Here is a 13,491-nt window from a genome sequence, read left to right on the forward strand (position 1 = left end):
GAGTCATATTGACCTACGGATCTGCCGATGTGAGCGAAGGCGCGGGACCCAAGAGCACACTCGCTAGTACGGTCTATCAACAGCTTCGCGACGATCTCCTGCGCGGCGTGTTTGAAAGTGAAAGCAAGCTTCGTGTCGAATGGGTGGTTTCCCGTTACGGCGCCGGCGCCTCACCGGTTCGCGAGGCCCTCAACCGACTTGCTTCGGAAGGCCTGCTCGGCCGCCACGACCAGCGCGGTTTCTTCATCATGCCGGTCAGTGCCCCGGAACTCGAGGAATTGACGCGCACCCGCTGCTGGCTGGAAGAGCGGGCGCTGCGTGAATCCATTGCCAACCGCACCGGCGAATGGGAAGAGCAGCTCGTGCTGGCCTTGCATCGCCTGGCGCGTGCCCCGCGCCGCTTGCCGGAGGATCCGTCCTCGAACAATCCGGAATGGGAAAAGCTGCACCGCGCCTTCCATCGGGCACTGATCGCAGGCTGCCGCTCGCATTGGCTGACCGGCTTTTGCGACCAGCTTTCGGATCAGGCCTCCCGTTACCGGCTGATCTCCCAGGACGGCAGCGAGCGCGACGAAATCAGTGAACATCGGCTGATTGCGGAGCGCACGGTGGATGGCGATGCCGACGGCGCCGTTGAAGCCCTCCTCAACCACTACCGTCTGACGGCAGCCATGTGCATGGAGCGCTTCAACGACAGCGGCGATCCACGCGTGAGCGCCACCAAGGCGCTGCGCAGCCGCAGATAGAAGCGCTTCCGGTCCGCTATCCAAAATCCGCCCGCTATCCAAAATCGCCCGTTATCCAAGTCCGCTTGCCTTCATCTGATCGGCGGCAAACCCGATTTCACGTTTTTGCCGGACGGAGGCGAAATCGTTTCCTTTGTTCCAAGGCCATCCGGCTCTAAATCAAAGGGATAGAGCATGATGTCCTCCGAAAACCGCTTCACACTTTTCGGCATCATCTCTAGGGAATGCGCATGACCAATCACCTGTTCGACGCGTTCCGCAGCCGGATTTCAGCCTCCGAGCGCATCCTGATGGCGACCGATGACGGACGCGCGATCGCCTATGGCGACATGCTGGCGCAATCGGCACAGCTGGCACATGCGCTGAGGCATTTCGGCGTCGAGCCGGGCGACCGCGTTGCCGTGCAGGTCGAAAAAAGCCCTGAATGCATTTTCCTTTACCTCGCCTGCCTGCGCGCCGGCGCGGTCTTCCTGCCGCTCAACACCGCCTACACGCTGGCCGAACTCGGCTATTTCTTCGGTGATGCCGAGCCGCGGCTGGTCGTCTGCGACCCGGCCCGCGCCGGCGCTATCGCGCCGTTGGCGCACGCGTCGGGTGCTGCCACCTTCACGCTTGGCAGCAATGGTGAGGGCTCGCTGACCGAACTGGCGGCACAACAGCCCACGGATTTCGACGCCGTGGCGCGCGGGCCGAACGATCTGGCCGCAATCCTTTACACATCGGGCACCACCGGACGCTCCAAGGGCGCCATGCTCAGCCACGAAAACCTGGCCTCCAATGCGCGCGTGCTGGTCGAGCAATGGCGTTTCACCGGGGATGACGTGCTGATCCATGCCCTGCCGATCTTCCACACGCACGGCCTGTTCGTCGCCACCAACGTCACCCTGATGGCCGGCGCCTCGATGCTGTTCGAGCAGAAATTCGACGCCGGCCGCATCGTCTCGCTCTTGCCCCGCGCGACAGTGCTGATGGGGGTGCCGACCTTCTATACCAGGCTCCTGCAGCAGGACGGGCTGGATGCCCAGGCGGCGAAGAACATCCGCCTGTTCGTTTCCGGCTCGGCGCCGCTGCTCGCCGAAACGCACAACGCCTGGCGCGAGCGCACCGGCCACGCCATTCTCGAGCGCTACGGCATGACCGAGACCAACATGAACACGTCGAACCCCTATGAGGGCGAGCGTCGGGCCGGCACGGTCGGCTTCCCGCTGCCCGGCGTTTCGCTGCGCATCGCCGACCCTGACAGCGGCGATGCGCTTGGCCAGGGTGAAGTCGGCATGATCGAGGTCAAAGGTCCGAATGTCTTTTCCGGCTATTGGCGCATGCCGGAAAAAACCAAGGCGGAGTTTCGCAAGGACGGCTTCTTCATCACCGGCGACCTCGGCATCATCGACGCGGACGGCTACGTCCACATCGTCGGCCGCGGCAAGGATCTCATTATCTCCGGCGGCTACAACATCTATCCCAAGGAGATCGAGAGCGAGATCGACGCCGTTGCCGGCGTCTTGGAAAGTGCCGTCATCGGAATTGCCCATCCCGATTTCGGCGAAGGCGTCACCGCTGTCGTGGTGCGGGCGCCGGCATCGCAGATCACCGGGGCCGAGATCGTTGGCGCCATTGCCGGCCAGCTGGCCAAATACAAGCACCCGAAGCAGGTGATCTTCGTCGATGAGCTGCCGCGCAACACGATGGGCAAGGTGCAGAAGAACCTGCTGCGCGAGACCTACAAGGGTCTCTACGGCTAATCCATAGCCGGCTAATGTCTTTGCCCAAGCGCTTCGCCTGGACATCTGTTCGCGGTTCGGCAGTGGCGCCTTTTACCTGCGCGGCTTTTTCACCCGAGTGCTGGAACCCCACAAAGCGCGGTTCAGCAGGCTGCGTTTGCGCTTGCGCGGGATGAGGTCGACGTCGCTGACGAGCTTGGCGCCGCCCTCGCGCCGCTCCAGGGTGATCTTGCGGCTGTGGAAGGCTTCGAGCTCCGCACGATGCGCCACGCTGATGATGGTGACGTCAGGCAGTTCGCGGATCACCGTCAACATCATCGTGTCCTGGCTCTTCTCGTCGAGCGCCGAAGTCGCTTCATCCAGCACCACGATATCGGGGCGATGCAGCAGCAGGCGCGCGAAGGCGAGGCGTTGCTTTTCGCCGCCCGACAGCGTCTGGTCCCATGGCGCCTCTTCCTTGATCCTGCCGGTGAGATAGCCAAGCCCCACCTTGTCGAGGGCAGCCTTGATTTGCTTGATGGTCCACTTGTCCGCCGCCGCGGGATAGGCGACCGCGCGGCGAAGCGTTCCGGAAGGGATGTAGGGGCGTTGCGGCAGCATGAACAGGCGCCTGTCGGTGTGGAAATTGACGCTGCCGCCGCCCCATGGCCACAGGCCCGCGACGGCCCGCACCAGCGTCGACTTGCCTGAACCGGATTCGCCTGAAACCAGCACCCGCTCGCCCGGCTCGATCACGACCTCGGTTTCCTTGACCACGGAGGTGCCGTCGTCGAGTGTCACGGAAAGATTGTCGAGGCTGAGGATGGCGCCGTCTTCGGCTTCGCCTCGGTTGATGCGTCCGAGCGCATCGCTCTGCTCGGCGCGCTCGAGCCCGTCTAGCGACATCATCAGCGAGGCAATGCGCCGCGCGGAGGCGTTCCAGTCGGCAAGGCGCGGATAGTTGTCGACCAGCCAGCCGAACGCGCCTTGCACGATGCCAAAGGCAGACGCCGCCTGCATCACCTCGCCAAGCGTCATCGAGCCTTCGAGGAATTTTGGCGCGCACAAAAGGATCGGCACGACCGGCGCAAACAGGCTCGATCCCTGCGACACCGCCGCCGTGCGCATGTGCTGTCCGGTCAGCAGAGCCCATTGCCTCAGCACGTGGCCGAAATTTCTGTCGATGCCGCTGCGCTCCTCGTCCTCGCCTCCCAGCAAGGCGATGCTCTCGCCGTTTTCGCGCACGCGCGTCAGCGTGTAGCGCAGTTCGGCCTCCGCCTGGTTCTTCCGCTCGGAGAGCTGGACGAAATCGCGGCCGATGACCACCATCGAGGTCGAGGTGATGGCGGCATAGATGATCGCGGTGATGACCAGAAAGCCGGGAATGGTGATGCTCTCACGGCCGATCGGCAGGGTGAGCGCGCCGCCGATGGTCCACAGCACGACGATAAAGGTCGAGGCCGACAGGAACGCGTTGAGGACGCCGGCGGTGAAATCGACCGGCGACTCGGTGGCGATGCGCAGATCCTCGGTCATGCGGGCCTCGGGGTTCTGGTGGTCGCCGCCCACGAGGTTCAGCTGGTAGTAGCGGCCGTTTGCCAGCCAGCGCGCGACGACCCCGGTGGTCAGCCANTGGTCAGCCAGGAACGCCAGCGGCGCTGGATCGTCATGCGCAGGTAGACCTGCGCGACGACAAGGCTGCCGCTGCAGATCACCAGCGGCACGAATACGGCGCTGAGGAGATAGACCGTGCGGGCGTTGCGCTGCTCGAGGGCATCGAACATCGAGCGGTTCCAGACGTTGATGCCATACTGGAAACCGATGTTGATGCAGATCAGCAGCAGCACTCCGATCGTCAAAGGCCAGGCGAGCTTGTCGCCATGCCTCCCCCAATAGCCGCGCCCGCTGATCCAGAAACGCCGCAGCAGATATTTCTTGCGCGCCTGCTCGGCCTGCTCCGGCGTCAGCTTGGGATCGGGTTCGACGGCATCCGGCGGCGGCGCAGCCTCGCCAACGGGCTCGGACGCGGCTTCGGCGGCCGATGCTTTTTTCTCGCGCGGCGTGCCCTCGCGCGGTCCATCTCCGCGCGTTTGCCGTGACGGCTTTTCCCGACGCGACTTCGTGGCATCGCGCGCTTCGATGCCGTCGGCCGGTTTCGATTTGGGTTTTGCCTCGGACATATGCCCCGACAACGACCTCCATATCAAAAGGTTTCATGGTATGCGCCTGCCCGACGTTTCAGGAAACGCCCGTCATTGCGGATATAAAAGCCCAACGACATGTTCTGCGATGGCGAGGCTGGCNCCCGACAACGACCTCCATATCAAAAGGTTTCATGGTATGCGCCTGCCCGACGTTTCAGGAAACGCCCGTCATTGCTGATATAAAAGCCCAACGACATGTTCTGCGATGGCGAGGCTGGCGGTAAGGCCAGGGCTCTCGATGCCGAACAGATTCACGATCTGACCGCCCCCGTGGTCAGCCGGTCCCCGGATGACGAAGTCGGCGGCCGGCTGGCCTGGACCGGACAGTTTCGGCCTGACGCCGGCATATGCCGGTTGCAGGGCGCCGTCCGCCAGGCCGGACCAGTAGCGCCTGATTTCGTCGTAGAAGGCATCGCCTCGTGCGGGATCGACGGTATAGTCGACGCGATCGATCCATTCGACATCCGGGCCAAAGCGCGCGCTCCCCGACATGTCGAGGGTCAGATGCACGCCGAGGCCGCCATGGACTGGCACCGGATAGATCAGCCGCGAAAAGGGCGAGCGACCGGAAAGCGCGAAATAATTGCCGCGCGCCAGCCACAGCGGCGGAACACGGTCTTGCGGGAGGCCTTCGATGCGGCCGGCGAGCGCCTGCGCGTCGAGGCCGGCGGCGTTGATGAAGGCGCCGGTCTTCAAGGTGAAACCCTCGCCATCGGCGTCGCGCGTGTCGATCCGGATGCCGTCGGCTTCGATGCTCGCGCCTGAGACAACGGTGAGCAAGGCGAAAGATGCGCCGGCCGCTTCCGCGTCTCCACGCAATGACAGCATCAGCGCCTGGCTGTCGACGATGCCGGTCGACGGCGACAGCAGCGCGCCGGCGCAGCTCAGCGCCGGTTCCAGGCTTTCGGCCTCTGCGCGCGTCAAAAGCTTGAGGTCACCGACTCCGCATTGCGCCGCGTTGATCTGGATCGCCTGCAGTTTGTCCAACTGGTCGGGTTCGACGGCAACGATCAGTTTGCCGGTGCGATGATGGGCGACGTCGTGCTCGCGGCAATAGGCATAGAGACGCTCGCGGCCGTTGACGCAGAGACGGGCCTTCAGGCTGCCCGGCGTATAATGAAGCCCGGCATGGATGACTTCCGAATTGCGCGAACTGGTGCCGGTGCCGATGGCTGCGGCCTTCTCGACCACCAGCACCTCGCGGCCCGACAGCGCCAGCGCGCGGGCAATGGCGAGGCCGACAACACCGGCGCCAGCGACAACGCAGTCGACATCATGCATAAGTGGACTTTAGCGCGAACTTCCCGCGCCTGCAAAAACCTTGTCGCCGCCGATCCAAACGCCCTTGACGTCGAGGTTGGCTGACAAGGCGACGACATCGGCTGCGGTGCCATTGGCGAAGCGGCCGAGCCGGTGCGCCTGACTGAGCGCTTGCGCGGGATAGAGCGAGGCCATGCGCAGCGCTTCCGACAGGTCCAGCCCGACGATCCTGTGCATGTAGCGGACGGCCGAGATCATATCGAGATCGGCGCCGGCCAGCGTGCCGTCGGCCAGCCTCAGGCTGCCATCCTTGCGATAGATGATGCGGCCGTTGAGGGTGAACGAGGTCATGTCGGTGCCGATCGTCGCCATGGCGTCGGTGACCAGCACGATCCTGCCCGGTCCCTGCTTGGCGCGCAGCGCGATTGCCATGGTGGCGGGATCGACATGGATGCCGTCGGCAATGATCCCGGCCGACAGACAGCCTATGTCAATGGCCGCACCCGCCAGCCCCGGCTCACGGTTGCCGATCTGGCTCATGGCGTTGAACAGATGTGTGACCACGCTGGCGCCGGCATCGGCAAAGGCTCTGGCCGTGGCATAGCCGGTATCGGAATGGCCGAGGCTGACGACGATGCCGGCCTTGGCCAAAGCCGCAACACGGGCGGGCTCCACGGATTCGGGCGCGATCGTCGTCAGCAGCACCGGCAGGTTTTTGCGTGCCGCGACCAGCGCCGCTTCATCCGCATCCGTCATCGGCCGGATCAGCGCCGGGTCATGCGCCCCCTTGCGGGCGACGGAGAGATGCGGTCCCTCGAGATGCAGGCCGAGAAACCCCGGCAGTTTTTGCCGTGCCGCCTCGGTGCCGGCGGCAATGGCCGCGGCGGTGATGTCAGGCGTATCTGTGATCAGCGTCGGCAGCAGTGCGGTCGTGCCGAACGGCGCATGCGCCCGGCAGATTGTTGCCAGCGAGGCGACATCGGGATGGTCGTTGAGCATGACGCCGCCGCCGCCATTGACCTGCAGGTCGACAAAACCCGGCACCAGCATGCCGCCCCCGGCGTCGATGCGGGCAACGCCCGACGGAATGGCGCCGACGGGATGAATGCCTTCGACGACATCGCCGTGCACGACAAGGGCGGCGTTGTCATGCCAGTCGTCGCCATCGAAAATTCGGGCGCCAGTCAGGGCAAAACGGTCGCTCATACGGTTTCCGTCACCTTGCGCAGATTGCGCGGTACGTCCGGATCGAGGCCGCGATGGCGGGCGAAGGCTTCGACGAAGCCGTAGAAGGAGACGATCAGCGTCAGCGGGTCGGTCAAGGGATGACCGGTGGCGACATGCGGCAGCCGCGCCGCGCTCTTGGCTTTGTCCGAGGTTACAAAAACTGCTGCACCCTTGCCGGCAAGGTTGTCGGCAGCCTCTGCCACGGACGGCTCGGAGGCATCGCGGGCGGCGAGCGCCAGCACCGGGAAGCCTGGCCCGACCAGCGCCAGCGGGCCGTGCATGACTTCGGCTGCACTGTAGGCCTCGGCATGCATGCCGCAGGTCTCTTTGAATTTCAGCGCCGCCTCGTCGGCCATCGCCGCCGACGGGCCACGGCCGAGGATGAACAGCGATTGCGGCGTCTCCAATGCGCCGGCCAGCGCCATCCAGTCGCAGGCGATCGCCTTGCTGAAATGCTCGGGCAGGCGGGCAAGGGCGGCCAGCAGTCTGTCGTCGCCGGTGCAATGCGCCATCAGCGCCAGGCCGGCCACCGCCGAATTGACGAATGTCTTGGTCGCCGCGACGCTGCGCTCGGGGCCGGCCAGAATGTCGATGGCAAAATCCGAAGCCCGCGCCAGCGGCGAATCGGCGGTGTTGGTGATGGCGACGGTGAGCGCACCGCCGGCCCGCGCCGTCTCGGCCATGGCGACGATGTCAGGGCTCTTGCCGGATTGCGAGATCGTGAGGCAAGCCGAACCGGCGAGCTTGAGCTTGGCGCCGTAGATCGAGGCGATCGACGGACCGACCGAAGCGACGGCCAGGCCGGCGGTCAGTTCGACGGCATATTTCATGAAGGTGGCGGCATGGTCGGACGAACCGCGCGCGACGGTAACGACGAAGCTCGGATCGCGCTCGCGAATGCCGCGTCCGGCCTCGGTCAGCACCGCCGCCGAGCCATCGAGCAGACGCGCGACGGCTTGCGGAATTTCGTCGATCTCGCGCCGCATATGGGTGGTCTTGGGGATCATGGTCGGCCCTCTTCGCTCGGCCCTGTCAGGCGCAATTCGGCGACGAAATCATAGGCATCGCCGCGGTAGATGGAGCGGGTGAACTCGATCACCTTGCCGCTCGCGAGATAGGAAATGCGTTCGATGTGCAGGCCGGCAATGCCGGATGGCACTTCGAGCAGACGCGCATCGGCGTCGCCGAGGTTGGCGGCCGATATGCGCTGCACCGCCCGCACCGGCCGGTTGCCGGTCAGCTCCAGCGCCGCATAGAGCGACGAGCCTATCCCGGTCGGATCCGGCAGCACGCTGGCCGACAGCGAGGCGCGTTCGATGGCCAGCGGCGTGTCGTTTGCGATGCGCAGGCGCGACACGCGCGCCACCAACTCGCTGGAGGACAGGCCGAGCACCATCATCTCGTCCGGCGAGGGCGGGTAGAGGTCGCGGTCGAGCCAGGCTGAACGCACCGCCATGCCGCGCCTTGCCATGTCCTCGGTGAATGAAGTGAGCCTGGACAGCGACTGCTCGACGCGCTCCATGCGCGGCGCCACGAAGGTGCCGCTGCCGTGGCGCTGCACGAGGATGCCGCCCTTGACTAGGTCCTGCACCGCCTTGCGCACGGTGACGCGCGAAATGTCGGCCTTGGTGGCGATGTCGCGCTCGGAAGGCAGCGCATCGCCCGGCCCGATCAGGCCGCGATTGACGGCGTCCTCGATGCTTTTCCTGAGCTGCAGGTAGAGCGGGGCGCCGCTCTGCGACGACTGCCTCAGCGTGGCGAAGATCTGGTCGGCGGCATCGCTCATCGCGTCGCCTCCGCTTTGACGAAGATGCGGGCCGCCATCTGCACGGCGCCGCCCAGCGCATCGTCGAGCGGCGCTTTCAGCAGCGCCTGGTAGCGCTGGGAAAGGCGCGGCCCATAGAGCGGCGCCAGCCCGCCGAGCAGGCAGAGCGGGGCGTCATCAGAGAGGTCGAGCGCGTGGAGCGACGCCTCGACATCGGCAACCGACTTGTCCACGATCCAGTTGGCGACGCTGTCGCCCTTCTCGGCATGCTCGAAAACCTTGGGCGCGAAGCCGCCGAAATCGCCGGGCTTGGCATTGGTGGTGAACTCGACCACGTCTTCGGGATTGTTGCGGAAAATGGCCATCATGCTGTCGGTCAGGGCTGAGCGCGGCCGGACGCCGTCATGGGCGAGCAGCGTCTGCTCCAGCAGGTCGCGGCCGATCCGGGCGCCGCTGCCTTGATCACCGACCTGAAAGCCCCAGCCGCCGATGGCGCGCGACGTGCCGCCCTTGCGCGCCATATAGGCGGTGCCGGTGCCGAGGATGGCCATGGCGCCGTCACCAGAGCCGACTGCCCCTTCGAGCGCGATCTCGGCGTCCGTCTCGACGCGGCTGATGCTGAACGGCAGGATTGCTTCAAGCTGCTGGCGGTAGGTGCCGACATTGGCTCCGGCAAGGCCGAGAATGGCTGGTGTCTGCGGGATCAGGTCCGGATCTTGCCCGGCGGCGATGAAGGCCTGGCGAGCAGCCTCGACGATGTGGGTGCGAGCGCCGGTGAGATCGGTGCGGATGTTGGCGGCGCCGCTTTTGGCACGGCCAATGACAACGCCATCGCCTGTCGCAAGGGCTGCCCTGCAGCTGGTGCCGCCGCCGTCGATACCGAGCACGAATTTCACGCGATGTCTCCTCCGGGCGGATAATACCAATAAAATACCAATAGCCAAGGGATTAATTTCCGTTTCAAAAAGATTAAGGCGCATCAGGTTGAAAAACCCGGGAATTTTGCCGGCTCAACGATTTCCAGTTCGCAATTTCGTTAATGCGTGTGGACAAGTGGTATTTTTTTGGTATTGTTCTTTCATCGGAGGGACAGGGATGACCGAACCGCGCACCGAAGCGCTTCACAGCAATGCCGAGGGACTGGACATCCAGGCCCCGGACGCCATCCTTTCTTCTTTGGTCAATGCGCAGATCGAGGCCGCCAAGGCTGTGCGCGACGCCATTCCCGCCATCGCCGCCGCAGCCGAAATCATCGCCGGGCGGCTGAACGGCGGCGGCAAGCTCGCCTATGCTGCGGCCGGCAGCTCCGGCCTGATGGCGCTGGCCGACGCGCTGGAGTTGCCCGGCACCTTCGGCATCAAGCGCGAACGCATCGCCATCCTCATCGCCGGTGGCGACGACGCTTTCAAGACCCTGGCCGGCGGACCGGAAGACGACACCGACGAAGCCTCGACGGCAATTGCCGGCGCCGGCATCGGCAAGGGCGACTGCCTGATCGCCATTTCGGCCAGCGGCTCGACGCCTTATGCGGTGCAGGCGCTGAAGGATGCGCGCAGCCGGGGCGCGGCAACCATCGCCATTGCCAACAACAAGGACACGCCCCTGCTCAGGCTGGCCGACGTCGCCATCCTGCTCGAGACGCCACCGGAGGTGATTGCCGGCTCGACGCGCATGGGCGCCGGCACTGCCCAGAAGATCGCGCTCAACATGCTGTCGACGCTTACCGCCATTCATCTCGGCCATGTCCATGACGGCTACATGGTCAATCTCACCGCCGACAACATCAAGCTGCGCGACCGCGCGGCTCGCATCGTCGCCGCTATCAGCGGCCGCGACCGGCAAGACGCCGTGCGGCTGCTCGAAGCGAGCGGCGGCGTCGTCAAGACAGCCATTCTGCTCGCCGCCGGCGCTGCCAACGCCGTTGCGGCCGAGAAGATACTGGAAGGGACCGGCCAGAAGCTGCGGCCAGCCCTTTCCGCGATCGAGGGGAACAAGGGCGCGAAGGCCCCTGTTCTCAAAACCGAACCTGAAAAAGGTCAACAGGGAGACTAGCATGACAACGAAATTACTGACGGCACTGCTTCTCGGCACCAGCATTCTCGGCACCGCCGGGTTGGCTCACGCCGATGACGTAACGCTCAATATCGAAAGCTGGCGCGGCGACGACCTTGCCATCTGGAAGGACAAGCTGATCCCGGCTTTTGAGGCCAAGAACCCGGGCATCAAAGTGGTGTTCGCACCGTCGGCGCCGACCGAGTATGACGCCGCACTCGGCGCCAAGCTCGCCGCCGGCTCGGCTGGCGACCTGATCACCTGCCGCCCGTTCGACAAGTCGCTCGAACTGTTCAAGAAGGGCAACCTTGCCGACCTGTCGGCGCTGCCCGGCATGGAAAACTTTTCGCCCGTTGCCAAGGCCGCCTGGCAGACCGACGACGGCAAGGCGAGCTTCTGCGTGCCGATGGCCTCGGTCATTCACGGCTTCATCTACAACAAGGACGCCTTCGACAAGCTCGGCCTCAAGGTGCCGACGACGCGTGACGAGTTCTTCGCCGCGCTCGACAAGATCAAGGCCGACGGCACCTACATCCCGATGGCCATGGGCACCAAGGACCTCTGGGAAGCCGCGACCATGGGCTATCAGAACATCGGTCCGAACTACTGGAAGGGCGAAGAGGGCCGCGCAGCGTTGATCAAGGGCGACCAGAAGCTGACCGACAAGGACTGGGTTGCTCCCTATGAGGAACTGGCCAAGTGGAAGCCTTATCTCGGCGACGGCTTCGAGGCCCAGACCTATCCGGACAGCCAGAACCTGTTCACGCTTGGCCGCGCCGCCATCTACCCGGCGGGATCGTGGGAGATCGGCCTGTTCAACACCCAGGCGCAGTTCAAGATGGGCGCCTTCCCGCCGCCGGTCGAGAAGGCCGGCGACACCTGCTACATCTCCGACCATACCGATATCGGCATGGGCCTGAATGCGGCGTCGAAGAATGCCGACGCGGCCAAGACCTTCCTGTCCTGGGTCGCCTCGCCGGACTTCGCCACCATCTACGCCAACGCACTGCCGGGCTTCTTCAGCCTAAATTCCACCCCGGTGAAGATGGAAGACCCGCTGGCGCAGGAATTCGTCTCCTGGCGCGACAAGTGCAAGTCGACGATCCGCTCGACCTACCAGATCCTGTCGCGCGGCACGCCGAACCTCGAGAACGAAACCTGGGTTGAATCGGCCAACGTGATCAATGGCACCGACACGCCGGAAGCTGCCGCCAAGAAGCTGCAGGACGGCCTCGACAGCTGGTACAAGCCGGGCAAATAAGAGCTCAGACAACAGACAGGGCCCCAAGTGGACGGCCCTGCGTTTTTCGACAGCATCATCGACTGCGAACGACGGCGCCGCCCCTCATCCGCCTGCCGGCACCTTCTCCCCGTATAGTGACGGGAGAAGGATTAGCCGAAACGCAGGCGCCCCCTCTCCCCGTCCTTCACGGGGAGAGGGTAAGGGTGAGGGGGCAGCGCTGCCGTCGAAGGCATTGCTAAACCTGATCGGCGGGGACCGCACTCATGGCCGCACAAACACGACCGAAACGACCGTTCCGCTGGCATATCGGCGTCTTTCTGGCGCCGGCGCTGCTGGTCTATACGGCGATCATGATCCTGCCGCTGGCCGGCACGCTGCAGCTGTCGCTGTTCCGCAATGTCGATCAGCATCAGGTGTTCGTCGGTTTCACTAATTTCCGTACGTTGTTCGGCGACCCCAACTGGTCGGTCGGCTTCTGGAACGCGCTGCGGAACAATACCTGGTTCTTCATCATCCACATGGTGGTGCAGAACCCGATCGGTGTCATGCTGGCGGCATTGCTGTCCAGCCCGAGGCTGAGATTCGCCGCCTTCTATCGCACCGCGATCTTCGTGCCGACCATCCTCTCCTTCGTCATCGTCGGTTTCGCCTGGAAACTGATCCTGTCGCCGTTGTGGGGCGTGGCGCCGCATCTGATGGATCTGGTCGGCCTGAAAAGCCTGTTCACGCCGTGGCTCGGCAAAGAACAATATGCCCTGACCGCGCTCAGCCTGATCTCGGTCTGGCAGTTCGTCGGCATTCCGATGATGCTGATCTATGCGGCGCTGCTGTCGATCCCCGAAGAGGTGATCGAGGCGGCCGAGTGTGACGGCATCACCGGCATGTCGCAGTTCTGGAAGATCAAGCTGCCGCTGATCCTGCCCTCGATCGGCATCATCTCGATCCTGACCTTCGTTGGCAATTTCAACGCCTTCGACCTGATCTACACCGCGCAAGGGGCGCTGGCCGGCCCGAACTATTCGACCGATATTCTGGGCACTTTCCTCTACCGCGCCTTCTTCGGCTTCCAGCTGCAGACCGGCGATCCCAATATGGGTGCGGCGATCGCCACGATGATGTTCCTGATCATCCTCGGCGGCGTCTGCGTCTACCTGTTCCTCGTCCAGACGCGCCTGCGTCGCTACCAGTTTTAGAGGGGCAGACATGTTACGGCTAAACACCCCCCTCTGGCCTGCCGGCCATCTCCCCCTCAAGGGGGGAGATTGGATGGCACCATTGGCTTCGCAAATCTCCA

General features: G+C 64.4%; 10 protein-coding genes and 1 pseudogene. 5 read left to right on the forward strand and 6 right to left on the reverse strand.

All coding sequences use genetic code 11. The features are described 5' to 3' along the window. The first annotated feature begins 8 nt into the window (after nt 1–8). Together X750_RS161475 and X750_RS0132115 are read left to right on the forward strand one after the other, a co-directional pair. A complete protein-coding gene (locus X750_RS161475; protein WP_023694237.1) occupies nt 9–746 on the forward strand; it encodes a GntR family transcriptional regulator in 738 nt (245 codons plus the stop codon). 230 nt (nt 747–976) lie between these two features. After that, entirely contained in the window at nt 977–2,488 is a 1,512-nt protein-coding gene (locus tag X750_RS0132115; protein ID WP_031196999.1) for a malonyl-CoA synthase, read from the forward strand. A gap of 72 nt (nt 2,489–2,560) precedes the next feature. Here the strand turns inward: X750_RS0132115 and X750_RS01000000162580 are convergent. From X750_RS01000000162580 to X750_RS161450, 6 genes and pseudogenes are all read right to left on the reverse strand, one after another. Beyond that, a pseudogene (locus tag X750_RS01000000162580) lies at nt 2,561–4,626 on the reverse strand (ABC transporter ATP-binding protein/permease). Nucleotides 4,627–4,818: 192 nt separating this feature from the next. Next, nucleotides 4,819–5,931, reverse strand: a complete 1,113-nt coding sequence (locus tag X750_RS161470) for an NAD(P)/FAD-dependent oxidoreductase (protein WP_023746600.1) — start codon at nt 5,929–5,931, stop codon at nt 4,819–4,821. Nucleotides 5,932–5,940: 9 nt separating this feature from the next. After that, a complete protein-coding gene (nagA, locus tag X750_RS161465; RefSeq protein WP_023746601.1) occupies nt 5,941–7,116 on the reverse strand; it encodes an N-acetylglucosamine-6-phosphate deacetylase in 1,176 nt (391 codons plus the stop codon). Then, nucleotides 7,113–8,144: an SIS domain-containing protein gene (locus tag X750_RS161460; protein ID WP_023746602.1), complete on the reverse strand. Its 1,032-nt coding sequence runs from the start codon at nt 8,142–8,144 to the stop codon at nt 7,113–7,115. Before X750_RS161460 ends, nagA begins: the two co-directional genes overlap by 4 nt. Then, nucleotides 8,141–8,923: a GntR family transcriptional regulator gene (locus X750_RS161455; protein ID WP_023746603.1), complete on the reverse strand. Its 783-nt coding sequence runs from the start codon at nt 8,921–8,923 to the stop codon at nt 8,141–8,143. Before X750_RS161455 ends, X750_RS161460 begins: the two co-directional genes overlap by 4 nt. Continuing rightward, nucleotides 8,920–9,798 carry an N-acetylglucosamine kinase gene (locus X750_RS161450; protein ID WP_023668846.1) on the reverse strand — a complete coding sequence of 293 codons (879 nt, stop codon included), beginning with the start codon at nt 9,796–9,798 and terminating at the stop codon, nt 8,920–8,922. Before X750_RS161450 ends, X750_RS161455 begins: the two co-directional genes overlap by 4 nt. A 199-nt stretch (nt 9,799–9,997) precedes the next feature. On the opposite strand from X750_RS161450, the gene X750_RS161445 reads away from it, so the two are divergent. The 3 genes from X750_RS161445 (at nt 9,998) to X750_RS161435 (ending at nt 13,390) form a co-directional block, all read left to right on the forward strand. Next, nucleotides 9,998–10,954 (forward strand): N-acetylmuramic acid 6-phosphate etherase, encoded by a 957-nt coding sequence (locus tag X750_RS161445; RefSeq protein WP_023725891.1) that lies wholly within the window; start codon nt 9,998–10,000, stop codon nt 10,952–10,954. A gap of 1 nt (nt 10,955) precedes the next feature. Next, the gene (locus X750_RS161440; protein WP_023668844.1) at nt 10,956–12,215 is read left to right on the forward strand and encodes an ABC transporter substrate-binding protein; all 1,260 of its coding nucleotides are present in this window, start codon (nt 10,956–10,958) and stop codon (nt 12,213–12,215) included. Between the two features lie 245 nt (nt 12,216–12,460). Continuing rightward, nucleotides 12,461–13,390 carry a sugar ABC transporter permease gene (locus X750_RS161435; RefSeq protein ID WP_023696936.1) on the forward strand — a complete coding sequence of 310 codons (930 nt, stop codon included), beginning with the start codon at nt 12,461–12,463 and terminating at the stop codon, nt 13,388–13,390. Nucleotides 13,391–13,491: the final 101 nt, after the last annotated feature.

It is taken from the genome of Mesorhizobium sp. LNJC391B00 (assembly GCF_000502535.1).
GTDB lineage: Bacteria > Pseudomonadota > Alphaproteobacteria > Rhizobiales > Rhizobiaceae > Mesorhizobium.

What these genes read in the sequence shown, in the direction of transcription:
- X750_RS0132115 (WP_031196999.1), top strand. Translation starts at nt 977, where the DNA reads ATGACCAATCACCTGTTCGACGCGTTCCGCAGCCGGATTTCAGCCTCC.
- X750_RS161470 (WP_023746600.1), bottom strand. Translation starts at nt 5,931, where the DNA reads ATGCATGATGTCGACTGCGTTGTCGCTGGCGCCGGTGTTGTCGGCCTC.
- X750_RS161445 (WP_023725891.1), top strand. Translation starts at nt 9,998, where the DNA reads ATGACCGAACCGCGCACCGAAGCGCTTCACAGCAATGCCGAGGGACTG.
- X750_RS161440 (WP_023668844.1), top strand. Translation starts at nt 10,956, where the DNA reads ATGACAACGAAATTACTGACGGCACTGCTTCTCGGCACCAGCATTCTC.
- X750_RS161435 (WP_023696936.1), top strand. Translation starts at nt 12,461, where the DNA reads ATGGCCGCACAAACACGACCGAAACGACCGTTCCGCTGGCATATCGGC.
- X750_RS161455 (WP_023746603.1), bottom strand. Translation starts at nt 8,923, where the DNA reads ATGAGCGATGCCGCCGACCAGATCTTCGCCACGCTGAGGCAGTCGTCG.
- nagA (WP_023746601.1), bottom strand. Translation starts at nt 7,116, where the DNA reads ATGAGCGACCGTTTTGCCCTGACTGGCGCCCGAATTTTCGATGGCGAC.
- X750_RS161460 (WP_023746602.1), bottom strand. Translation starts at nt 8,144, where the DNA reads ATGATCCCCAAGACCACCCATATGCGGCGCGAGATCGACGAAATTCCG.